Source organism: Streptomyces pseudogriseolus (genome assembly GCA_002154585.1).
Classification (GTDB): Bacteria; Actinomycetota; Actinomycetes; order Streptomycetales; family Streptomycetaceae; genus Streptomyces; species Streptomyces pseudogriseolus.
Window position 1 is genome coordinate 1 of the sequence record MUNG01000035.1, and the last position, 22775, is coordinate 22775.

Here is a 22775-nt window from a genome sequence, read left to right on the forward strand (position 1 = left end):
CGCGAGATCGGCCAGGGCGCCGGCCCGCACCACGGGCGCGGCCCGGGTGGGGTCGAGGTCCCAGGCCAGCAGGCACAGGCGGGCCGGCAGGGAGAGCGGGCCGTTGGGCACGAGGCCTCCTCGGTGCGGGGACACGGGGTCCACGATGTCCGGGAATCGCGTTGACGGCCGCAGCGACCGCGCGTACCGTCGTTGTCGGTTCTGTTGCCGTCGATGGGAGAAGGACGTTGCTCGTCTGAGGTTCTGAGACACCGCCTCACACCGGTCAGGTGTGTGCGCTGCGTGCGACCTCGGCGTTCGAGCCGTCCTTGCGGTCCCTCCGCAACAGGGCTTTTCTCATGCCACGGATCTCCTCCCCGGCTGCCGGTCGTCGTCCCGCGGTGTCTCGATACGCGTGTGCCCCTGATCGCCCCTTGCAACCGCGGAGGCCCGCATGTCAGCTTCTCTCACCTGCCACTCCCTGTCCTTCACCTGGCCCGNNCAACGGCTCGGGCAAGTCGACCCTGCTCAAGCTGATCGCCGGCGAGCTCACCCCCACGGAGGGCTCCGTCAAGGTGTCCGGCGAGGTGGGCCGGCTGCCGCAGACCGTCACGCTCGACACCGCGCTGCGGGTCGACGAGGCCCTCGGCATCGCGGCCAAGCGCGCCGCGCTGCACGCCATCGAGGCGGGCGACGTGGCGGAGGAGCACTTCGAGACCGTGGGCGACGACTGGGACGTCGAGGAGCGCGCCCTGGTCACGCTCGGCGAGCTCGGTCTCGGCCACATCGGCCTGGACCGCACCGTCGGCGAGGTGTCCGGCGGCGAGTCGGTCATGCTGCGGCTGGCCGCGCTGCTGCTGAGCCGTCCCGACGTGCTGCTGCTCGACGAACCCACCAACAACCTCGACCTGTTCGCCCGCAGACTGCTGTACGCGGCCGTCGAGAGCTGGCAGGGCGTCCTGATCGTGGTGAGCCACGACCGGGAACTGCTCGACCTGGTGGACCAGATCGCCGACCTGCGCCCGGGCGGGATCACCTGGTACGGCGGCAACTTCACCGCGTACGAGGAGGCCCTGGCCGTGGAGCAGGAGGCGGCGGAGCGCATGGTGCGCGTCGCCGAGGCCGATCTGCGCAAGCAGAAGCGCGAACTGGCCGACGCGCAGGTCAAGCTGGCCCGCCGCAAGCGGTACGGCCAGAAGATGTGGGACCAGAAGCGTGAGCCGAAGATCGTCATGGGTGCGCGCAAGCGCGCGGCGCAGGAGTCCGCCGGCAAGCACCGCATCATGCACGAGGAGAAGCTCGCCGAGGCCAGGGAGCGGCTCGACGACGCGGTGGAGGCGGTGCGGGACGACGACGAGATCCGCGTCGACCTGCCGTACACCGCCGTGCCGCCGGGGCGTCAGGTCCTCACGCTGATGGACCTGGAGCCGGCGTACGGCGCCCGGGTGAAGAGCCTCGACCTGCGGGGCCCGGAGCGGGTGGCGCTGATCGGGCGCAACGGCGCCGGGAAGACGACGCTGCTGCGCACGGTCGCCGGGGAGCTGCCCCCGGTGTCGGGCGAGGCGACGGCGCACGTCCCGCTGCGGTTCCTGCCGCAGCGGCTGGACGTCCTCGACCCGGAGCTGACGGTGGCGGAGAACGTGGCGCGGTTCGCGCCGGGCGCCACCAACAACCGGATCCGGGCGCGGCTGGCACGCTTCCTGTTCCGGGGGGCCCGCGCCGACCAGCAGGCGGCCACGCTGTCCGGCGGCGAGCGGTTCCGGGCGACCCTGGCGGCGCTGATGCTGGCGGAGCCCGCGCCGCAGCTGCTGATGCTGGACGAGCCGACGAACAACCTCGACATGGCGAGCGTCCGCCAGCTCACCACGGCGCTGGAGTCGTTCGAGGGGGCGCTGGTCGTGGCCAGTCACGACCTGCCGTTCCTGGAGTCGATCGGCATCACCCGCTGGCTGATGATGGAAGGAGGAGAGCTGAAGGAAATCACGCCAGAAGCTGTCGGGTTTACCGCCTAGCGTCGGCGGCATGACCCAGCAGGACGCCTTCATCACCATCACCGGGGCCACGGAGAACAATCTCAAGGACGTCTCGCTCCGCATCCCGAAAGGCCGGCTGACCGTGTTCACCGGCGTCTCGGGATCGGGCAAGTCGTCGGTCGTGTTCGACACGATCGCGGTCGAGTCGCAGCGGCAGCTGAACGAGACGTACTCCTGGTTCGTGCGCAACCGGCTGCCGAAGTACGAGCGGCCGCACGCGCGGGCGCTGGAGCACCTGACCCCGGTGATCGTCGTCGACCAGCGTCCGGTGGGCGGCCACTCCCGGTCGACGGTGGGCACGATGACGGACGTGCACTCGGTGCTGCGGGTGCTGTACTCCCGGCACGGCGTCCCAAGCGCGGGCCCGGCGACCGCGTACTCGTTCAACGACCCGTCGGGCATGTGTCCCGGCTGCGACGGGCTGGGCCGGACCGTGCGGCCGGACTGGGACCGCATCCTCGACCCGGACCGCTCCCTCGCCGAGGGCGCGGTCCGGTTCCCGCCGTTCGCGCCGGGCACCTGGCAGGGGCAGGCGTACACCAACAACGAGGACCTCGACCCGCACAAGCCGGTGCGTCACTTCACGCCCGCCGAGCGGAAGTTCCTGATGCGGGGGCGGCCCGGCAGCAAGGTCACCGTGCAGGGCACGGGCGGCACCTGGACCACGGACTACGAAGGGCTGGCCGACCGGTTCGAACGGCTGTATCTCAAGCGGGACCTGGAGGGGATGAGCCAGAAGACCCGTGACCTGGTGCGGGGCTTCCTCACCGAGGGCGTCTGCCCCGACTGCGGCGGCGCCCGGCTGAACCGGGCGGCGCTGGCCTCCCTGATCGACGGCAGGAGCATCGCCGACCTGTCGGCGATGCAGGTGTGCGACCTGATCCCGGTGCTGCGGAAGATCGACGACCCGGTGGCCGGGCCGGTAGCCGCGGCGGCCGTCGCCGCGCTGGAACGGATCGACCGCATCGGCCTCGGCTACCTCTCCCTCGACCGGGAGACGTCCACGCTCTCCGGCGGCGAGGGCCAGCGCCTGAAGACCGTACGGCACCTGGGCTCCAGCCTGTCCGGGATGACGTACGTGTTCGACGAGCCGAGCGTCGGGCTGCATCCGCGTGACGTGCACCGGCTGGGCGAACTGCTGCTGCGGCTGCGGGACAAGGGCAACACCGTGCTGGTCGTCGAGCACGATCCGGACGTCATCGCGCTGGCGGACCACGTCGTCGACATGGGTCCCGGCGGGGGCGCCGAGGGCGGCACGGTCGTCTTCGAGGGGACGCCGCCGGAGCTGGCCGCCTCCGGCACCCTGACGGGACGCTGCCTCGGCCGGCGTACCGAGGTGAAGACCCAGGTACGGCGGCCGAACGGCGAGTTGTGGGTGAAGGGCGCGGACCGGCACAACCTGCGGGACGTCACCGTGTGCTTCGCGGCCGGGGTGCTGACCGCGGTGACCGGGGTGGCGGGGTCCGGGAAGAGCACGCTGGTCGCCGAGTTCACCGGCGCGCACCCCGACGCGGTGGTGGTCGACCAGTCGGCCATCGGCATCTCCGGGCGGTCCACCCCGGCGACGTACCTCGGGGTCATGGACACCGTGCGGAAGATCTTCGCGCGGGAGACGGGCGCGGAGCCGGGGCTGTTCAGCTTCAACTCCACCGGCGCGTGCGAGACCTGCGGCGGGCGGGGCATCCTTTACACCGACCTGGCGTTCATGGACCCGGTGACCACCACCTGCCCGGACTGCGAGGGGCGCCGGTTCGGCGAGGAGGTGCTGCGGCTGACCGTCGGCGGGCGCTCGGTCGCCGACGTGCTGGAGATGACGGCGGGCGAGGCGCTGGACTTCTTCGACGACCCGGGCGTACGGCGGCGGCTGCGCGCCCTGCGGGACGTCGGCCTCACCTACCTCACGCTGGGCCAGCCGCTGTCCACCCTGTCCGGCGGGGAGCGGCAGCGGCTGAAGCTGGCCACGCGGCTGCACCGGGACGGCGCGGTGTTCGTGCTGGACGAGCCGACGACCGGGCTGCACATGGCGGACGTGGACGGGCTGCTCGCCCTGCTGGACCGGCTGGTCGACGCGGGCAACACGGTGGTGGTGGTCGAGCACAACCTGGCGGTGGTGGCGCACGCGGACCGGGTGATCGACCTGGGTCCGGGCGGCGGACGGGACGGCGGCCGGGTGCTGTTCGAGGGCACGCCGGCCGAGCTGCTGAACGCGCCGGGGTCGTTCACCGGGGAGCATCTGCGGCGGGCCGTGGGCTGAACCGGGCCGCCCGGGGTACGTCCCGGCGTGACCCGGGGGCCCGGGGTGGTCCCGTACGGCGGCGGGTTGCATGATGGCTGCGCCGGGGCCGCGGCCGGCCCCGCGCGGGCCCAGACGCCCCGTCCACCAGCACGTACGACCCGAAAGGCGAACCCGTGCCCAGCAAGAAGGCCCTCGTCCGCCGTCCCGCGCCCTGTCTCGCCGAGGGGCTGGTGACCCACGTCGAACGGGAGGAGGTGGACGTCGACCTCGCCGTGCGGCAGTGGGAGGCGTACACGGAGGCGCTGCGGGCGCACGGCTGGGAGACCGTCGAGGTGGCCCCGGCCGACGACTGCCCGGACTCCGTGTTCGTGGAGGACACGGTGGTGATGTTCCGCAACGTGGCACTGATCGCCCGCTCCGGCGCGGAGTCCCGGCGTGCGGAGACCCTCGGGGTCGAGGAGGCCGTGGCGTCCCTGGGCTGCTCGGTGAACTGGGTGTGGGAGCCCGGCACGCTGGACGGCGGCGACGTCCTGAAGACCGGCGACACGGTGTACGTGGGCCGCGGCGGGCGTACCAACGCGGCCGGGGTGCAGCAGGTGCGGGCCGCGTTCGAGCCGCTGGGGGCGCGGGTCGTCGCTGTGCCGGTCGCCAAGGTGCTGCATCTGAAGTCGGCGGTCACCGCGCTGCCCGACGGGACGGTCGTCGGGCACATCCCGCACATGGACGCCCCGTCGCTGTTCCCGAGGTTCCTGCCGGTGCCGGAGCCGTCCGGGGCGCACGTGGTGTGCCTCGGCGGCGACAAGCTGCTGATGGCGGCGAGCGCGCCGAAGACGGCGGAGCTGTTCGCGGACCTGGGGTACGAGCCGGTGCCGGTGGACATCGGCGAGTTCGAGAAGCTCGAGGGCTGTGTGACCTGTCTGTCGGTGCGGCTGCGGGACCTGTACGCCTGACCGGCGGCCCGCCCCGGGGACCGGCGCTGATCAGCGGCCTTTTACGGTGCCCTTAGCCTACGGCTACGTAACCTACGGGTACGTAGCCTACGATGCCGTAGGTTGTCCGGCACCGCTCGCCGGCACGTCCGCATGTCCCCGTCCCCCTGGAGCCACCGTGACACTCACTCCTGCCCACATCGGCAGCCCCTCCGTCTGGACCGACGCCCGGCTGCTGTACGCGCTGGAGGAAGTGGTCGAGAAGGAACTCGACCGGCATCTGAAGGTCGCCAAGGACTGGATGCCGCACGAGTACGTGCCGTGGAGTGACGGGCGCAACTTCCCCGGCTTCTTCGAGGACGGCGAGGCCTGGGACAAGGAGCAGTCGAAGGTCACCGAGGTCGGCCGCATCGCGCTCGTGGTGAACCTGCTGACGGAGGACAACCTCCCCAGCTACCACCACGAGATCGCCTCGCTGTTCGGCCGGGACGGCGCCTGGGGCACCTGGGTGCACCGCTGGACCGCCGAGGAGGGCCGGCACGGCATCGTGATGCGCGACTACCTGCTCGCCTCGCGCGCCGTGGACCCGGACAAGCTGGAGCAGTTCCGCATGGCGCACATGAGCGAGGGCTTCGAGTCGGACAACCGGCACTCGATGCTGCACTCGGTCGCCTACGTGGCCTTCCAGGAGCTGGCCACCCGCATCTCGCACCGCAACACCGGCCATCAGTCCGGCGACCCGGTCTGCGACCGCATGCTGGCCCGCATCGCGACCGACGAGAACCTGCACATGGTGTTCTACCGGAACCTGCTGAAGGCGGCGTTCGAGCTGGCCCCGGACCTGACGATGCAGGCGGTCCGCGACGTGGTGGTCAACTTCCGCATGCCCGGCCACGGCATCCCCGGCTTCGAGCGCGCGGCCGCCCAGATGGCGATCGGCGAGGTCTACAACATGCGCATCCACCACGACGACGTGCTCCAGCCGGTGCTGCGCTTCCTGAAGATCATGGAGATCGACGGGCTGGGCCCGGAGGGACTCAAGGCGCAGGAGGAGCTGGGGATGTTCCTCGGCGGACTGGACGCCGAGGCGCGCAAGTTCGACGAGAAGCTCGCCGCGCGCAAGGCCCGGATGGCGGCCCGCGCCGCCGGCTGATTCCGGCCGGGGCGGCTCTAACGGCGTCCGGCGCGCCGCAGTTCGTGGCGCTCCTTCTCCGACAGGCCGCCCCACACGCCGAAGCGCATGTCGTGGGTGAGGGCGTACTCGAGGCAGGCGGCGCGGATCGGGCACAGGCCGCAGATGCGCTTGGCCTCACGGACCGAGCTGCCGGGCTCGGGGAAGAAGAAGTCTCCCCCGGTCTGCGCGCACAGCGCCTCCTCCTGCCAGGAGAGGTCGGGCGGCGTCAACGTGTCGGTGTGCATGGCCGGAAGCGTGCCCGAGCGGGAAAAACGTTCGATCAACGCGGCATCAACGCCGGGCCCCGGACGGCTGCCCGGGCCCGGCGGAGCCCGCGCGGCGGGCACGATGATGACGCCCGGCGGTCCGGTCGCGCACGGCGGCGCGCCGGACCGGGGCCGCTCGTCAGGTCTCGCGCGGGTCGCCCCTGAGCACCGCGAAGCGCGCGCCGTACGGGTCCTCCAGGCGGGCCAGCCGGCCCACCCCGGGGACCGAGGTGGCGGGCATCCGCACCCGGCCGCCCAGCTCGGCGGCGCGCGCGACCACGGCGTCCGGGTCCTCGGCGCCGATGTACGGCAGCCAGTGCGGCCGGCTCTCCTCCGCCTCGACGGGGTCGTCGGCGAGCGGCACCATCCCGCCGAACGCGCCCTCCTCCCCGGTGTCCCGCGGGCTGAAGGACGTGTAGACGCCGCCGGGGAAGCTCACCGCGGAGGTCTCCCAGCCGAGGACCTTGTGGTAGAAGGCGGCGGCGCTGGCGATGTCCGGGGTGTACAGCTCGGCCCAGCAGAGGCAGCCCGCCTGGCCGGCCGCCTCCAGTCCTTCGCGCCGTCCGGGCTGCCACACGCCGAAGGCGGCGCCCATCGGGTCGGCGAGGACCGCCGAGCGGCCCTGCTCCCCCACGGAGACCGGCGGCGCCGGCACGCTCCCCCTGGCGCTGCGGACCGCGTCGGCGGTGGCGTCGGCGTCGGCGCTGCGGAAGTACACCGTCCAGGCGGCCGGGTCCTGGCCGCCGGTGAGGGGCGCGCAGCCCGCGACGATCCGGCCCGCCCGCTCGAGGAAGCCGTAGCCGCCGCCCTCGGGTCCCGCGTTGCGGTACGACCAGCCGAACAGCTCGCGGTAGAAGGACGCGGTGCCGTCGGGGTCGGGCGTGGCCACGTCGATCCAGCAGGGCGCGCCGTCGACGAAGCGGGTGGTGAGCATGGTGCCTCCTGAAGGGGAGTCCCGTCGCCTGCTCCGCCGAGTCTTCCACTCCCCGCGGGCGCTCGCCCGGACGGCACCCGGACGGCTCGCGGCCGATCGGGGACCGGGGTTCAGGCGGAGGCCCGGCGGACCAGGGTGACCGGCAGCACCACCCCGGACGCCGCGGGGTCGCCGGCCTGGTCCGGTTCGGCTCCGCGGTCGAGGTCGCGCAGCAGCAGGCGGGCCATCAGGCGGCCCATCTCCTCAATGTCCTGACGGACCGTGGTGAGCGGGGGTTCGGTCTGTTCGGCGATCGGCAGCATGTCGTCGAAGCCGACCACGGCGACGTCCTCGGGCACGCGCCGGCCGTGGTCGCGCAGTGCCCGCAGGGCGCCCGCCGCCATCAGGTCGTTCCCGGCGAAGACCGCGTCCAGGTCGGCGCGGCGGGTGAGCAGTGCGCGCATGGCCCGCTCGCCGCTCGCGGCGGTGAAGTCGCCCTCCTCGACCAGCGCCGGGTCGGGGTCGGCCATGACGTCGCGGAAGCCGTCGAGCCGGTCCACCGCCGAGGTCTGGTCGAGGGCGCCGGTGATGTGCGCGATCCGGCGGCGGCCGAGGGCGAGGAGATGGCGGACGGCGTCGCGGGCGCCGCCCCGGTTGTCGGTGTCGACGTACCGGACGCCGTCCTCGCCGCCGTTCCAGTGCGGCCGGCCGCCGAACACGGTGGGCAGTCCGGCGCGCTGGATCAGTCCGGGCAGCGGGTCGTCGACGTGCAGGGAGAACACCAGGGCGCCGTCGACGTGGCCGCCGGCCAGGTAGCGGGCGACGCGCGCGTGGTCGTCGCGGTCCTCGGTGAGCAGCAGGACGAGCTGGTTGTCGTGGGCGGTCAGTTCCTTGCTGATGCCGCGCAGCTGCCGGGCGAAGAAGGGGTCGGCGAAGACCCGGGTCTCCGGTTCGGCCACGATGACGGCGACGGCGTCGTGGCGCCGGGTGACGAGGCTGCGGGCGGCCTGGTTGGGGACGTAGCCGAGTTCGTCCACCGCTCGTCGGACGCGTTCGGCCAGGGGTTCGCGCACTCCGTCGGAGCCGTTGACCACACGGGACACCGTGGCCCGGGAGACCCCGGCCCGCGCGGCCACGGCCTCCAGCGTGGGTCGTGGCGCTGTCTCGCTCACTTCGGGGCTCCTCACCTGGCGGTTGGCCGAAAGGATAGCCCCGACGGGCCCGGCGGCGAGAGCGCTCTCGCCGCGGCGGGCCGTCCGTCAGTGCGCGTGCCCGGACTGCTCCCCGGAGGCTGCGGTGTGGGCGTGCTCGTGCGGGTCGTAGCCGGGGATGGTGCCGTCGGGCTTCTTCACCAGGAACAGGCCGACCATGCCCATGTCGGAGTGGCTCTGGACGTGACAGTGGTACATCCAGGCGCCCGCGCCGACCCCCTCCCCGGCGATGATCTGGAACCCGAAGGACTCGGCGGGGCCGCAGATCTTGGTGTCGACGACCCGGGAGGGGTCGTCGGGGCCGGTGAGGATGCCGGTGCGGTTGTCGGCCCAGCGGTGACCGTGCATGTGGAACGTGTGGTAGTACTCGCCGTGCGTGATCATGACGATCTCGACCCGGTCGCCCACGGTGGCCTCGACGTCGGGACCGGTGTGGGGCGGCTTGTTGTTGATCGTCATGTCGTTGAAGACGATGGTGTGGGTGGCGTCCGGCAGGATGTCGCCCTTGCGGCGGACGATCACCGGCCCGTAGAGGCCGTTGCGGATGCCGCCGGTGCCGTGCACGGTGCCGACCACGTGGTCGTGGTAGTGCCAGTAGCCCGCGCTGCCCGCCCGCCAGGTGCCGTCCGCGCGCTGCCCCGGCTTGTGGGTGCGCCAGGTGTAGGTGCGGGTGCCGCCGGGCTCGACGTCGCTCTTGTTCTGCTGGGTGCCGTCGCTGGAGATCTCGTAGTCGACGCCGTGGACGTGCAGGCTGACCGGGACGTCCATGGTGTTCTCGAACTCGATGTGCAGGGTGTCGCCCTCGTTGAGCTCGATCAGCGGGCCGGGGACGGTGGCCTTGCCCTTCTCGAAGCCGTAGCCCATCTGCCCGCCGGGCAGGCGTTCGGCGTACATCTTGATCCGGCGCACCTCGCCGCCGGCGGGTGCGGTCCGCGCCGTGGTGGCGGCGTTCGCGGCCCCGGATGCGGTCGACAACGATGTCGTCGCCACCGCGGCGCCGCCCAGGATCACTCGCCGGTTGAAACCGCGTCTGTCCATGCCGAACTCCCCATGTGGCTGTCATGAACCTGTGAAACCGTAGCGGCCGCCCCGTGGTTTATCCACACTCAGGACAAAGTTCGTTTCATTGCTGCGATAGGTATTGGCGTCTGGCGCAAAGAGGTCTAGCTTCCTTGTCGCTGTTGCTGCGACCGAGGAGGGGTGGGTGGCCACGTGCGGTCCACATCGCATCACGAACCCGCGGGCATACGCGGGTTGAACACGACGAGCACCTCGAACGCACGAAGGACGAGAACGAGACGACGCGCCTGGGCCGCCACCGTGGCCGCCGGCGCCGTCGCCGCCGGCCTGCTGTCGGGTCCCGCCGCCAGCGCGCGCCCGGCCCCGGATCCGTCCCTGACAACGATGTCCATCAAGTCGCCGCCCGGCGGCGCGAACGTACGTGTGCTGCTGTTCTACGGCTCGGCGGCCGGCGGCGAGGAGTCGCCGCTGGTGAACGCCGGGATCGCGGCGATCGAGCGGATCGGGCAGACCGGCCCGGAGAACCAGCGCTTCACGGTCACCGCCACCGGCGACGCCTCGGTCTTCACCAACGACAAGAAGCTGAGCCGCTTCAACACGGTCGTGTTCCTCACCGGCGGCGGGGACGTCCTCGACCCGGAGCAGGAAGCGGGCCTGGAGGCGTACATGGAGGCCGGCGGCGGGTTCGTCGGCCTGCACGACGCGGCCCGCGCCGAGCCGTACTCGGACTGGTTCACCGGTCTGATCGGCGCCCGGCCCGCCGCCGGTCAGCCCACCGTGCAGCGGGCGACCGTGGAGGTCGGCGACCGGGTGCACCCGGCGACCAAGAGCCTGCCGATGGAGTGGAAGCGGCCCGACAAATGGCTGAACTGGGCCAAGAACCCCTCCGGCGAGGTCCACACGGTCGCCAGGGTCCGCGAGTCGACGTACCGACCCGGAACGGGCGCCAACGGCTGGGACCACCCGGTCAGCTGGTGCCGTGACTACGACGGCGGCCGCTCCTTCTACACCGGCATGGGCGGCACGGTGTCGTCCTACGACGAGACGGACTTCCGCGAGCACCTGCGCGGCGCCCTGCTGTGGACCACCCGCCTGGTGCGGGCCGACTGCAAGGCGACCATCACCGGCAACTACAAGGCGGAGCGGCTCACCCGGCCCAACCAGCCGGGGCAGAACGACCAGATCGGCGAGCCGCACGGCCTGGTCACCGCGCCCGACGGGCGGGTGTTCTACATCGGCCGGGGCGGCGCCGACGCCTCCCAGCCGGTCGTCACCGACTGGAACAACCCCGACATCGGCAAGGGCAAGGGCGAGATCCACGTCTACGACCCGAAGACCAAGGAGGTCACCCTCGCCGGCGCGCTCACCGTCTTCGGCAACAAGGGCGGCGGCGACGAACTCGTCAAGGTCGAGGAGGGTCTGCTCGGCATCGAGCTCGACCCGGGGTTCGAGGAGAACGGGTGGGTGTACCTGCACTACACCCCGCACTCCGGGATCGACCGCGACAAGCGCATGGCCGAGCGGCGGGTCTCCCGCTTCACGCTCGACCTCGCCACCAACAAGCTGGACCTGGCCAGCGAGAAGGTGCTGCTGAAGTGGCCGGTGCAGATCCACAGCTGCTGCCACGCGGGCGGCGGGATGGCCTGGGACTCCAAGGGCAACCTGTACATCGCCACCGGTGACAACAACTCCAGCGGCTTCAGCGACGGTTACTCGGGCAACAACCCGCAGCCCAACTACAAGGGCGTGTCCTTCGCCGACGCGCGCCGCACCGCCGGCAACACCAACAACCTCAACGGCAAGATCCTGCGCATCCACCCCGAGCCGGACGGCACGTACACCCTCCCCGAGGGCAACCTGTTCACCGGCAAGGAGACCGACGAGGGCGGCGGCAAGACCCGCGGCGAGATCTACGTGATGGGCGTGCGCAACCCCGCGCGCATCTCCGTGGACAAGAAGACCGACATCCTCTACGCGGGCTGGGTCGGCCCGGACGCCGGCGCCCCGTCGACGACCTGGGGCCCGGCCAAGTACGACACGTTCGCCGTCATCACCAAGGCGTCCAACCGCGGCTGGCCGTACTGCATGGGCAACGAGCAGCCCTACCGGGACCGCAATCTGCCCGACCCGTCCAAGCCGCTCGGCTGGTACGACTGCGACCACCCGAAGAACGAGTCGCCGAACAACGACGGCCTGGTCAACCTGCCGCCGGTGACCGGCAACAACATCTGGTACTCGCCCCAGGGCGGCGCCCCGGACTTCCCGCGCGACGCGAACGGCGTCCCGTCCTACAAGCAGGACGAGGCGACGTACAAGCTGCCCTGGCTCAAGGGCGGCGGGCAGGCCGCGATGAACGGGCCGGTCTACCGCTACGACGGCACGAACTCCAGTGACGTCAAGTGGCCGGCGTACTGGGACGGCAAGTGGTTCGTCGGCGACTTCTACGACTCCGATCAGCCGCGCAACGCCGTCCTGATGGACCCGAGGACACAGGGCGACGGCGGTCTGCCGGTGCACTCGGAGTCCCTGAAGAAGATCGTGCCGATCGGCAACGACGGCATCAAGAACCTGATGGGCTGGTCGTTCGGCCCGGACGGCGCGCTGTACGTGCTGGACTACGGACGCGGGTTCTTCACCTCCGACGCCAAGTCCGCGCTGTGGCGGGTCACCTACACGGGCGGCGGGCCCACCCCGGCCGCCGGCCAGCTGGCGAGGGGGACGCAGTGATACGTCGACCAGGAATGTGGGCCGTTCTGCTGGCCTGCCTGATGACGGTGCTCGGCCTGCAGGCGCTGCCCGCGGCCGGACAGCCCAAGGCCGAGGACGCGGGCGCGGCGGCGCAGGTGCTGACCTGGACCGCCGGTGACGGCATCACCGAGTACGCGTCCGCGCCGGCCACCGCGGTGGCCGGTCCGGCGACGATCGTCTTCGAGAACAGCGCGGCCACCGGCAACACCACCGGCATGCCGCACACCCTGACGTTCGTCACCTCCGACCCCGAGTTCAACAACGACGTCCAGCTCAACATCCTGGCCAACCCGGCCGACGCACAGGGCGGCCGGCACACCGCGGAGGTGACGCTCACCCCGGGCCGGTACTTCTACCACTGCACCATCCCCGGCCACGGCCAGATGCAGGGCATCCTGACGGTCACCGAGGGCGGCGGCGAGGACACCACCGCGCCCGAGGCCACGGCGAAGGTGACCGGCACGCAGAACGACAAGGGCGAGTACGTGGGCGCCGCGACCGTCGCCCTCTCGGCCACCGACGAGGGCTCGGGCGTCGACCGGATCGAGTACGCGCTCGGTGACGACGACGCCTGGCAGCCGTACACCTCCCCGGTGGTGGTCGACCAGATCGGCGCGCACACCGTCCGCTACCGCGCCCTGGACAAGGCCGGCAACGTGTCGCAGGAGCAGAGCGTCGCGTTCACCGTCGTCGCCCCGCCGACGGACGACTCCACGCCGCCGGAGACCTCGGCGACCGTGGACGGCGAGAAGAACGCCGACGGTCACTACATCGACATGGCGACGGTCACCGTCACCGCGTCCGACACCGGCTCCGGCGTCAACACCATCGAGTACGCGCTCGGCGCGGACGGCGCCTGGCAGCCGTACGCCGGTCCGGTGATGGTGCACGAGGCGGGCACGCACACCGTCCGCTACCGGGCCACCGACAAGGCGGGCAACGTCGCGGCGGAGAAGAGCGTGGAGTTCACGGTCGTCGCCGCTCCCCCGCAGGACACCACCCCGCCGGCGACCGGCGTGACCGTGGACGGCACCAAGAACTCCGACGGCGCCTACGTCGGCCGCGCCACGGTGACCGTCAGCGCCGACGACGGGCACGGCGGGTCCGGTGTCGCCGGCATCGAGTACTCCCTCGACGGCGGGCCGTACCTGGCCTACACCGCGCCCGTGGTGGTCGACCGGGCGGGCCGGCACACGGTCGCCTACCGGGCCTCCGACGAGGCCGGCAACACCTCCGAGCCGCTCACGGTGAGCTTCACGGTGGTGGCGTCCGGCGGAGTGCCCGCGCCCAACTGCCCCGAGTACGACGAGCGGCTGACGGTGATCGTCGGCACCGTCGACTCGGGCGTGCCGAACCGGGTGACCAACAACCGGTGCCGGATCGGCGAGCTGATCGAGGACGAGAAGGAGTGGACCTCGCAGGCGCTGTTCCTGAAGCACGTCACGACCGTGCTGGACGCGCTGAGGAAGGAAGGGGTGATCGACAAGCGGGAGTACCGGGCGATCAACAAGGCGGCCCGGCAGTCCGGCATCGGCACGCCCGGCCAGACCGAGGGGTACCGCTCCATCCTGGACGGCACCGAGGCGTCGTTCGCCAGGTGGGAGCAGGTGGGCGGCGGCTCGTTCAGCCTGAACCCGGACGGGTCGATCACCTCGGGCACCAGCCGGGGCGGGCTCGGCATGCTGTGGTTCCCGGAGCGCACGTACGGCGACTTCTCGCTGAAGCTCCAGTGGCGTGACGACGCCCCGGGCACCGCGAACGCCAACGGCGGTGTGTTCGTGCGGTTCCCGCAGATCCACGACCACCCGGAGGAGCCCCGGCCGGAGTGGGCGGCGATCAAGTACGGCCACGAGGTGCAGGTGTTCGACTCGCCCACCGGCGACATGTACAAGACGGGCTCGGTGTACGGCTTCGACCGGGTGGGCCTGGCCGGCGCGGGCGTGACGCAGAAGGGCACCTGGAACGACTACGAGATCCGGGTGGTGGACCAGCACTACGAGGTCTACCGCAACGGCGTGCTGATCAACGAGTTCGACAACATCGGCGGCCTGGACTTCTCCCCGCCGCGCTCGGACGACCCGGGCACGGACGGGCGGCGGTTCGCCGCCGGCTACATCGGGCTCCAGGTGCACAGCACGACGGACGTCATCTCCTACCGGGACGTGCGGATCAAGGATCTGTAGCGGCGGCCGTCCGCTGAGACGACGAGCCGGGTCAGGACGCCGAGGGTTTCGGTTTCCTGGCCCGGCTCGGCTGCACCCGGCTGGGCTCGCCCGGCATCTTCGGGTACTCGGGCGGGTAGGGCAGGTCGCCGAGCCCGTGGTCGTGCTCGTCGCGGCGGGCCAGCTCCAGCAGGGGCTCCAGCGAGAAGGAGTGGTCGTCCATGTCCGCGTGCACGTCGCCGAGTTCGGCGAAGCGCGCGGGCATCGTCGTGATGTCGAAGTCCTCCGGGTGGGCGACGCCCACCTCGTCCCAGCGCAGCGGCGCGGAGACGGGGGCGTGCGGGCGGGGCCGCACCGAGTAGGCGGAGGCGATGGTGCGGTCGCGGGCGGTCTGGTTGTAGTCGACGAAGATGCGCTCGCCGCGCTCCTCCTTCCACCACTTGATGGTCACCTGCTCGGGCATCCGGCGTTCCAGCTCCCGGCCGACGGCGATGGCGGCGCGGCGGACCTGGGTGAAGGTCCAGCGGGGCTCGATCGGCACGAAGACGTGCAGCCCGCGGCCGCCGGAGGTCTTGGGCCAGCCGCGCAGCCCGTACGCGTCGAGGACGGCGCGCAGTTCGTGGGCCGCGCGGGCGGCGTCGTCGTAGTCGGTGCCGGGCTGCGGGTCGAGGTCGATGCGCAGTTCGTCGGGGTGGTCGACGTCCGAGCGGCGCACCGGCCAGGGGTGGAAGACCAGCGTGCCGTACTGGGCCGCCCACACCACGGCGGCCTCCTCGGTGGGGCACATCTCGTCGGCGCTGCGCCCGCTGGGGAAGGTGATGTGGGCGGTGGGGATCCAGTCGGGCATGCTCTTGGGCGCGCGCTTCTGGTAGAACCACTCGCCCTCGATGCCGTCCGGGTAGCGCTGGAGGGTGGTGGGGCGCTCGCGCAGGGCGCGCAGGATGCCGGGGGCGACCGCCTGGTAGTAGCGGGCGACGTCCAGCTTGGTGTGGCCGCGCTCCGGGAAGAAGACCTTGTCCGGGCTGGACAGCCGTACCGTCCGGCCGCCGACCTCCAGTTCCACCGCATCGCCCATGCGGCCACGGTAGGGCCGGCAGCCGGGCCCCGCACACCGGGCGCGCCCACCCCGCGGGCCATGTCATGTGGCGCCAGGCCGCGCCTTCGATGCGCGGACCGCCGCCTCCGTCCTTACAGTCGAGCCATGGACCTCCCGGTGATGCCGCCCGTCAAGCCGATGCTCGCCAAGTCGGTGGCGAAAATCCCGCCGGGCATGCAGTACGAGGCGAAGTGGGACGGCTTCCGGGCGATCGTGTTCCGCGACGGGGACGAGGTGGAGCTGGGCAGCCGTACCGGCAAGCCGCTCACCCGCTACTTCCCGGAGCTGGCCGAGGCCCTGCGGGAGCGGCTGCCCGAGCGGTGCGTGGTGGACGGGGAGATCGTCATCGCCCGCGAGGGGCACCTCGACTTCGACGCGCTGAGCGAGCGCATCCACCCGGCGGACTCCCGGGTACGGACGCTGGCCGAGCGCACCCCGGCCTCCTTCGTCGCGTTCGACCTGCTGGCGCTGGCGGACGAGTCGCTGCTGGACGTGCCGCTGTCCGACCGGAGGCGGCTGCTCGTGCGGGCGCTGCGGGACGTCACCCCGCCGGTGCACGTGGCGCCGGCCACCACGGACGTCGAGGTGGCGCAGGGCTGGTTCGAGCAGTACGAGGGCGCGGGTCTGGACGGGGTGGTGGCCAAGCCGCTCGACCTGCGGTACCGGCAGGACGAGCGGGCCATGTACAAGATCAAGCACGAGCGCACGGCGGACGTGGTGGTCGCCGGGTACCGGCTGCACAAGAGCGGCCCGGTGGTGGGCTCGCTGCTGCTGGGCCTGTACGACGCGGGCGGCGCGCTCCAGCACGTCGGGGTGTCGGCCGCGTTCTCCATGAAGCGGCGTGCGGAGCTGGTGGAGGAACTGGAGCCGCTGCGGCTGGAGGACGTGTCGGACCATCCGTGGGCGGCCTGGGCGGACGAGGCGGCGCACGGAACGGCGCGGCTGCCGGGCGCGCCGAGCCGCTGGACGGGCAAGAAGGACCTGTCATGGGTGCCGCTGCGGCCGGAGCGGGTGGCGGAGGTCGCGTACGACCACATGGAGAACGGGCAGCGCTTCCGGCACACCGCCCGTTTCCGCCGCTGGCGCCCCGACCGCACCCCGGAGAGCTGCACGTACGCGCAGCTGGAGGAGCCCGTCCGCTACGACCTCGCGGAGATCCTCGGCGCGCCGTGAGCGTGGCGGCCCGCGGGGCGTTCCCGGCCGGCCGTCAGGGCTTGATCAGTACCTTGACCGCGCCGTCCCGCTTCTTCTGGAACATGTCGTACGCCTCGGGGGCCTCGTCGAGCGTGACGCGGTGGGTGGCGAAGTCGTCGACGCCCAGGGGGTCCTCGTCGGTGAGGTAGGGGATGATCTCGTCGCTCCAGCGGCGCACGTTGGCCTGGCCCATGCGCATCTGGATCTGCTTGTCGAACAGGGTGAGCATCGGCATCGGGTCGGCCATGCCGCCGTAGACGCCGGAGAGCGAGATGGTGCCGCCGCGGCGGACCAGGTCGATGGCGGTGTAGAGGGCGGCGAGCCGGTCCACGCTGAAGCGTTCGGCCATCGGGCCGCTGATCTTGCGGGGCAGCAGCGCCGAGGCGTTCTGCACCATGCGGGCCGCCGCGCTGCCGTGCGCCTCGGTGCCGACGGCGTCGATCACGGCGTCGGGGCCGCGGCCGTCGGTCTGGTCGCGGATCGCCTCGACGAGTTCCTTCTCGTCGTCGAAGGAGCGCAGGTCGAAGGTCTCCACGCCGCGTGCCTTGGCCCGGCGCAGCCGTTCGGGGACCAGGTCGACGCCGAACACCCGTCCGGCGCCCTTGACCTGCGCGATCCGGCAGGCCATGTCGCCGATGGGGCCGAGGCCGAGCACCGCGACGCTGCCGCCCTGCGGGACCTCGGCGTAGGCGACGGCCTGCCAGGCGGTGGGCAGCACGTCGGAGAGGTAGACGAAGCGGTCGTCCGCCGGGCCCTCCGGCACCTTGATCGGACCGTACTGGGCCTGCGGCACCCGCAGGTACTCGGCCTGGGCGCCGGGCACCGCGCCGTACAGCCGGGTGTAGCCGAACAGGGCCGCGCCCATGCCCTCGGCGGTGACCTGGGTGGTCTCGCACTGGGTGGGCAGGCCGGTCAGGCACATCCAGCAGTTGCCGCAGGCGATCTGGAAGGGCACCACGACCCGGTCGCCGACCTGGAGGTCGGGGACGGCCGCGCCGACCTCTTCCACGATGCCCATCGGCTCGTGGCCGAGGATGTCGCCGGGGGTCATGAAGGGGGTGAGCACCTCGTACAGGTGCAGGTCGGATCCGCACAGTCCGGTGGAGGTGACGCGGATGACCGCGTCGGTCGGCTCCTCGATCCTGGGATCCGGGACGGTCTCGACCCGTACGTCCCGCTTCCCCTGCCAGGTCAGTGCCTTCATCGCCGCCTGCTCCCTCCGTGCCGGCCGGTGTGTCCCGCCGTGCGGGCCCGTGCGCCGCCCGTGCGGTTGCGTCCGGGTACCCGAGGCGCCGGACGCCGAACCGTCGGTCACTGGGCCGATCGGCGGACTCCACCGCGCGGAATCCCGTCCCGTCCGGCAGGCGCGTAGACGATCGGACAAGCGCACAATCGAAACAGCGGATGAATGATGAATGAGGACGGCCGGTGGCGACGGTGGGCACGGAACGAGGGGCGCCGCGACGGCGCGGCGGCAGGAGGGCCGGGGCGCTGTCGGCCGCCCTGCTTGCCACGCTGCTGGCGGGCGGACTGGCGGCGGGCTGCACGTCGGGCGGGTCCGGCGACGACGGGCGCGGACCCCGGGAGTCCCCGGCGGCGACGCGGGACGCGGACGGGCAGGGGCCTCCGCCCGTCCTCGCCGTGAAGATCGACAACGCGCCCGAGGCCCGGCCGCAGTCCGGGCTCGACGCGGCCGACGTGGTCTACGTCGAGCAGGTCGAGGGCGGGCTGAGCCGGCTGATGGCGGTGTACGCCACCCGGCTGCCGGAGTCGGTGGGGCCGGTGCGCAGCGCCCGGGAGTCCGACCTCGAACTGCTGCGCCAGTTCGACGAGCCGCTGCTCGCCTTCTCCGGCGCCCAGAGCAAGCTGCTGCCGCTGATCGACGAGGCGCCGCTCACCCCGGTGGACCCTGAGTCGGAGGCCGGCGCCTTCACCCGGGACCCCGCGCGGGCGGCCCCGCACAACCTGTACCTGCGCCCGGACCGGGTCCTCGACGGCCCGCCCGGCGAGGGCGCGGCGACGACCGGCCTCCGTGAGGGTCCCGCACCCTCCGGCGGGACACCCGAGGACGAGGTCACCGTGCGCTTCCCGGCGGCCCGCTTCACCTTCACCTGGTCGGACGCCGACGGGCGCTGGCAGGTGTCGATGGACGGCTCCCCCGCGACCACCCGGGACGGCGACCGGCTGACGGCGGCCACGGTGGTCGTCCAGGACGTCACCGTCCGCCGCTCCGGTTTCCGCGACTTCCTCGGCAACAACACGCCGTACACGGAGACGGTGGGGTCGGGGAAGGCGACGGTACTGCGCGACGGGCGCGCCTACCCGGCGTCCTGGAGCCGCCCGGCCGCCGAGGACGGCACGTCGCTCGTGTCGCCGGAGGGCGACCCGGTGAACGTCGCGCCGGGGCCGGTGTGGGTGCTGCTGCATTCGGCACGCTGAACCTCCCGGTCAGCGGGCGGGCGGCGGTCGCGGGGTGCGGGGCGTCCCGGTCGGGCGCGCGTGACCGAGGGCCGGGGGTTCCGGACGGTTACGGGAGGCCGACGCCCGTGGCCAGTTCCGTGCGGGCGCGTTCCACCAGGCCGTCCGCGCCGCACGAGCGGGCCAGTGCCACGCCCCGCTCCAGGTCGGGCGCGGAGCGGGCGAGCACGCCGTACTCGATGCGGGCGGCGGCGTGTTCGTACTGGCAGGGCGACGACTCCAGGTAGGTGACCGCCTGGCCGGCGAGGCGCACCGCGCGCTGGCCGGTCTCCAGGGCGGCCGCCACCCGCAGGGCCTCCCCTATCGCCGTGTCCGTGCCGAGGCGTTCGGCGCGGCGGCGGAGGTCGACGGCGAGCCGGGCCGCGCGGGCCGGATCCTCGGTGGCGAGAGCGCGGGCCAGGTCGGCGGCGGCGAAGACGTGCACCGGGTGGTGGTGGCCGCGCGCGGCGGCGGCCTTCTCCGCGGCCTCCAGTTCGTTGACGCCCTCCTTGGTGCGGCCCACCGCGAGCAGCAGCCGGCCGCGCACCGAGCGCGGGTCGGGCAGCACGACGGTGGACGGGTAGGGCGGTGCGAAGCCGTGCCGTTCGGCCGTGGCCCACGCCTCGTCGACATGGCCCCGGGCGAGCAGTGTGTCGACCAGGTTGCAGGTGGCCGTCCAGTACAACGGCAGCCCGCGGCCGACGCGTTCGGCGAGGCGCAGCGACTCGCGCAGGGAGTTCTCCGCCGCCTCCAGTCTGCCGCGCCTGCGGTGGGCGAGTCCGACGTAGGCGTGGGCGAGGACCAGGTGGCCGCCGCCCCAGCCCGCCGTGTCGTACGCCTGGAGGGCCTCGCTGTAGAGGGCCTCGGCGCGGTCGAGACGGTCGGTGTAGGCGTAGGAGCTGGCCAGCATCAGCAGCAGTTCGACGCCCCACTCGTTGTCCGTCCAGCCGAGTCCGGGCGCGAGACGGCCGTTGACCAGGGCGCGGTCGCAGATCTCGACGATCTCCTCGGCGTTCTCGCCGCGCATCATCGCGTCGAAGCCGCGCAGGATGAGCAGGGCGCGCTCGGCGTTGTCGCGGCCGGTGCAGGTGGCGGCGAGTTGGGCGAGGCGTTCGGAGCGGCCGGGGGTGAGGGACTCGCCGGCGTGCACGCCCTCCCACATGAACTGCACGGCCTGGAGCCGCATCCGGGTGGGTCCGGCGGGCATCCGGGCGGCCTCCGCCTCGACCGTGCGGACGGCCTCCTCCATCTGGTCGTTGTGCAGGAGGGCCTGGGAGAGGCGGATCACGGCGTCCACACGCCGGTCGCCGTCCAGTCCGGGCATGCCGAGGGCGGTGCGCAGATGGCCGATGGTGCGGGCGGGCGCGGTGAGGAAGGTGGCGCTGCCCAGTTCGTGCAGGACGTGCGCGTGCACCTCGGGGCGGGGCGGTTCCTCCAGGGCGCGTTCCAGGCAGCGGCGGGCGGCGTCCGGGGCGCCGACGGCGAGGTGTTCGCGGGCGGCCTCGCGCAGCTGCCAGACCAGTTCCTCGTCGTCGTCCGGGTGCACCTCGAGGAGATGGCGGGCGGCCGCCGCGGCGCCGCGCCCGGAGTCGGTGACGATACGGGCCGCGATGCCGTGCATGGCGCGGCGCAGCGCGTCCGGGATGGAGTTGTAGACGGCGGTCTCGATCAGCGGGTGCACGAACTCCAGCTCGTCCGGTCCGGCGGACGCCGGGTCCCGCACCGTCAGGATGCGGGCGCCGCGCAGGCGTTCGGCGCAGCGGACCGCTTCCTCGTGGCCGAGGGTGGCGAGCTGGGCCACCAGGCCGACGGTGATGCCGTCGCCGAGGATGGCGGCCGCCCAGGCGAACCGGGTGGCGTCTATGCCGAGTTCCTCCAGCCGGGCGACGAGGCCGCCGCCGCGGGCGGAGCGGTTCAGTTCGCGCAGTTCGCCGGCGTGCGCCTCGACCGGTTCCAGCTCGCTGTCCTGCACCTTGGCGAGGAGTTCGACGGTCTCGTACGGGTTGCCGCCGGTGACGGCCCACACCTCGCGGCAGAACGCGGCGTCCGCGGTCTCGCCGAGCGTGGCGCGGGTCAGTCCGGCCGCCGCCTCGGGGTGAGGGCGCTGAGGCTGGTGACGGGACGGCCGGCCGCTTCGGCGACGGCGTCCAGGTGACGGGCGCTCACGCCGGTGATCTCGCCGGGGCGGCGGGCGACCACGACCAGCACCGACAGGTCGGCGAGGCGCTCGGCGAACGCGGCGAGCCAGTACAGGGTCTCCTGGTCAGCCCAGTGGGCGTCGTCGATGAGCAGCACCAGCGGCCAGTCCCGGCGGGCCAGCCGGCGCACGGCGGCGACCAGGCCCTCGCACACCCCCTGCGGGTCCGCCTGTCCGTCGCCGGGGTCGGCTATACCGAGGGCGGGACCGGCGATGCCGTACCAGTCGCCCAGGTACTCGCGGGCCTCTTCCGGCAGCATCGACACCAGGGCGGGCTGCAGGAGTTGGCGGACCACGTTGAACGGCACGGTGCGCAGGGTCTCGCCGCCGCGGGCGGACCAGACGGTGCAACCGCGCTGTTCGGCGATGCGGCGGGTCTCGGCGAGGAGGGCCGTCTTGCCGAGACCCGCCTCGCCGCGCAGCACCAGCAGGGTGCCGGGCGAGTGACGGTCGGCGCACAGGACGTCGACGGCCTCCGCTATGGCGGCGAGTTCCTCGTCGCGCTCCCACAGGGCGGCCGAGGGTGCCGCCGGCGGCCGTACCTCCGTCATCCTGCTGCCTCCCCGAGTCGCCCGAATGACGTACCGGACCCGAGCGTAGTCCCCCGCCCGGCCGAGCGGAGCCCGCTCGGGCCACGTGTTGCCGTGACGAGTGACACCGGGTGCCGCGGGTCGACGCGGCCCGCCCCTCACCAGGGCCCTGTCGGTCAACGGCTGTCCCCTTCGGACCCGTTGACACGGGGTGCCCCGGGTGTCGCCGGTGCGCGGAGGGCGCGGCTCCGGTACGGCCGCGGACTCTCTCATCCGTCTTTCACCGACGCCTCATACGGTGGGGGCATGACGCAGGTGACTCCCCCCGGGTGGTACCCCGACCCCGGACAGACGCAGGACGCCCCACCCACCGAACGGTGGTGGGACGGCACGGCCTGGACGGCCCGGATCCGCAGGACGGATACGGATCCGGCGACTCGGGGCGCGCAGGGTGCGCAGGACGCGCCGGGGGGGCCGGCAGATACGGGGCTGCCCTCCGCGGAGCCGGTCGCCTCGGGGCCGGTCGCCTCGGGGCGGGCCGACGCGAGCCGATCCGGCGTGGGCGGTGAGCCCGGGGACGAGGCCGACGCGAGCGGGACAGCTTCGGGGCAGGGCCCCGCGGGGCCCGGG

Annotated in this window: 14 protein-coding genes and 3 pseudogenes; 9 read left to right on the forward strand and 8 right to left on the reverse strand. The window is 72.7% G+C overall.

All coding sequences use genetic code 11. The features are described 5' to 3' along the window. Positions 1–111: pseudogene (locus CCN29_RS04980) on the reverse strand (GPP34 family phosphoprotein); the annotation flags it as partial. Between the two features lie 322 nt (positions 112–433). Here CCN29_RS04980 and CCN29_RS04985 point away from each other — a divergent pair. From CCN29_RS04985 to CCN29_RS05000, 4 genes and pseudogenes are all read left to right on the forward strand, one after another. Beyond that, positions 434–1991, forward strand: a pseudogene (locus CCN29_RS04985) (ABC-F family ATP-binding cassette domain-containing protein). A gap of 10 nt (positions 1992–2001) precedes the next feature. Beyond that, the gene (locus tag CCN29_RS04990; RefSeq protein ID WP_086680225.1) at positions 2002–4266 is read left to right on the forward strand and encodes an ATP-binding cassette domain-containing protein; all 2265 of its coding nucleotides are present in this window, start codon (positions 2002–2004) and stop codon (positions 4264–4266) included. A gap of 155 nt (positions 4267–4421) precedes the next feature. After that, positions 4422–5198, forward strand: a complete 777-nt coding sequence (ddaH, locus tag CCN29_RS04995; RefSeq protein WP_006129901.1) for a dimethylargininase — start codon at positions 4422–4424, stop codon at positions 5196–5198. A gap of 157 nt (positions 5199–5355) precedes the next feature. Further along, on the forward strand, positions 5356–6330 hold the full coding sequence (locus CCN29_RS05000; protein WP_006129900.1) for an acyl-ACP desaturase: 975 nt from the start codon (positions 5356–5358) through the stop codon (positions 6328–6330). Between the two features lie 17 nt (positions 6331–6347). Here the strand turns inward: CCN29_RS05000 and CCN29_RS05005 are convergent, their stop codons facing one another. The 4 genes from CCN29_RS05005 to CCN29_RS05020 form a co-directional block, all read right to left on the reverse strand. After that, complete coding sequence (locus tag CCN29_RS05005; protein ID WP_006129899.1) at positions 6348–6596, reverse strand: WhiB family transcriptional regulator; 249 nt, start codon at positions 6594–6596, stop codon at positions 6348–6350. A 160-nt stretch (positions 6597–6756) separates the two neighbouring features. Next, on the reverse strand, positions 6757–7551 hold the full coding sequence (locus CCN29_RS05010) for a VOC family protein (protein ID WP_086680227.1): 795 nt from the start codon (positions 7549–7551) through the stop codon (positions 6757–6759). Between the two features lie 110 nt (positions 7552–7661). After that, positions 7662–8702 carry a LacI family DNA-binding transcriptional regulator gene (locus CCN29_RS05015; protein WP_006129897.1) on the reverse strand — a complete coding sequence of 347 codons (1041 nt, stop codon included), beginning with the start codon at positions 8700–8702 and terminating at the stop codon, positions 7662–7664. Between the two features lie 87 nt (positions 8703–8789). Then, a complete protein-coding gene (locus CCN29_RS05020) occupies positions 8790–9779 on the reverse strand; it encodes a multicopper oxidase domain-containing protein (protein WP_006129896.1) in 990 nt (329 codons plus the stop codon). 282 nt (positions 9780–10061) lie between these two features. On the opposite strand from CCN29_RS05020, the gene CCN29_RS05025 reads away from it, so the two are divergent. Further along, positions 10062–12488 carry a ThuA domain-containing protein gene (locus CCN29_RS05025; RefSeq protein ID WP_086680229.1) on the forward strand — a complete coding sequence of 809 codons (2427 nt, stop codon included), beginning with the start codon at positions 10062–10064 and terminating at the stop codon, positions 12486–12488. 14 nt (positions 12489–12502) lie between these two features. Next, the gene (locus CCN29_RS05030; protein WP_086680231.1) at positions 12503–14692 is read left to right on the forward strand and encodes an OmpL47-type beta-barrel domain-containing protein; all 2190 of its coding nucleotides are present in this window, start codon (positions 12503–12505) and stop codon (positions 14690–14692) included. Between the two features lie 31 nt (positions 14693–14723). Here the strand turns inward: CCN29_RS05030 and ligD are convergent, their stop codons facing one another. Beyond that, a complete protein-coding gene (gene ligD / locus CCN29_RS05035; protein ID WP_031022645.1) occupies positions 14724–15746 on the reverse strand; it encodes a non-homologous end-joining DNA ligase in 1023 nt (340 codons plus the stop codon). A 126-nt stretch (positions 15747–15872) separates the two neighbouring features. On the opposite strand from ligD, the gene CCN29_RS05040 reads away from it, so the two are divergent. Continuing rightward, positions 15873–16940 (forward strand): ATP-dependent DNA ligase, encoded by a 1068-nt coding sequence (locus tag CCN29_RS05040; protein ID WP_086680233.1) that lies wholly within the window; start codon positions 15873–15875, stop codon positions 16938–16940. Positions 16941–16974: 34 nt separating this feature from the next. Here CCN29_RS05040 and CCN29_RS05045 read toward each other — a convergent pair whose 3' ends face one another. After that, on the reverse strand, positions 16975–18165 hold the full coding sequence (locus CCN29_RS05045; protein ID WP_006129891.1) for a zinc-dependent alcohol dehydrogenase: 1191 nt from the start codon (positions 18163–18165) through the stop codon (positions 16975–16977). Between the two features lie 224 nt (positions 18166–18389). Here CCN29_RS05045 and CCN29_RS05050 point away from each other — a divergent pair, with 224 nt between their 5' ends. Further along, entirely contained in the window at positions 18390–19400 is a 1011-nt protein-coding gene (locus CCN29_RS05050; RefSeq protein ID WP_086680235.1) for a DUF3048 domain-containing protein, read from the forward strand. A gap of 88 nt (positions 19401–19488) precedes the next feature. On the opposite strand, the pseudogene CCN29_RS05055 reads toward CCN29_RS05050, so the two are convergent. Continuing rightward, positions 19489–22166: pseudogene (locus CCN29_RS05055) on the reverse strand (ATP-binding protein). A gap of 285 nt (positions 22167–22451) precedes the next feature. Here CCN29_RS05055 and CCN29_RS35595 point away from each other — a divergent pair. Continuing rightward, on the forward strand, positions 22452–22775 hold a 324-nt coding region (locus CCN29_RS35595; protein WP_442538237.1), incomplete at its 3' end, for a DUF2510 domain-containing protein.

What these genes read in the sequence shown, in the direction of transcription:
- CCN29_RS04990 (WP_086680225.1), top strand. Translation starts at nt 2,002, where the DNA reads ATGACCCAGCAGGACGCCTTCATCACCATCACCGGGGCCACGGAGAAC.
- CCN29_RS05005 (WP_006129899.1), bottom strand. Translation starts at nt 6,596, where the DNA reads ATGCACACCGACACGTTGACGCCGCCCGACCTCTCCTGGCAGGAGGAG.
- CCN29_RS05010 (WP_086680227.1), bottom strand. Translation starts at nt 7,551, where the DNA reads ATGCTCACCACCCGCTTCGTCGACGGCGCGCCCTGCTGGATCGACGTG.
- CCN29_RS05020 (WP_006129896.1), bottom strand. Translation starts at nt 9,779, where the DNA reads ATGGACAGACGCGGTTTCAACCGGCGAGTGATCCTGGGCGGCGCCGCG.
- CCN29_RS05030 (WP_086680231.1), top strand. Translation starts at nt 12,503, where the DNA reads ATGTGGGCCGTTCTGCTGGCCTGCCTGATGACGGTGCTCGGCCTGCAG.
- ligD (WP_031022645.1), bottom strand. Translation starts at nt 15,746, where the DNA reads ATGGGCGATGCGGTGGAACTGGAGGTCGGCGGCCGGACGGTACGGCTG.
- CCN29_RS05040 (WP_086680233.1), top strand. Translation starts at nt 15,873, where the DNA reads ATGGACCTCCCGGTGATGCCGCCCGTCAAGCCGATGCTCGCCAAGTCG.
- CCN29_RS05045 (WP_006129891.1), bottom strand. Translation starts at nt 18,165, where the DNA reads ATGAAGGCACTGACCTGGCAGGGGAAGCGGGACGTACGGGTCGAGACC.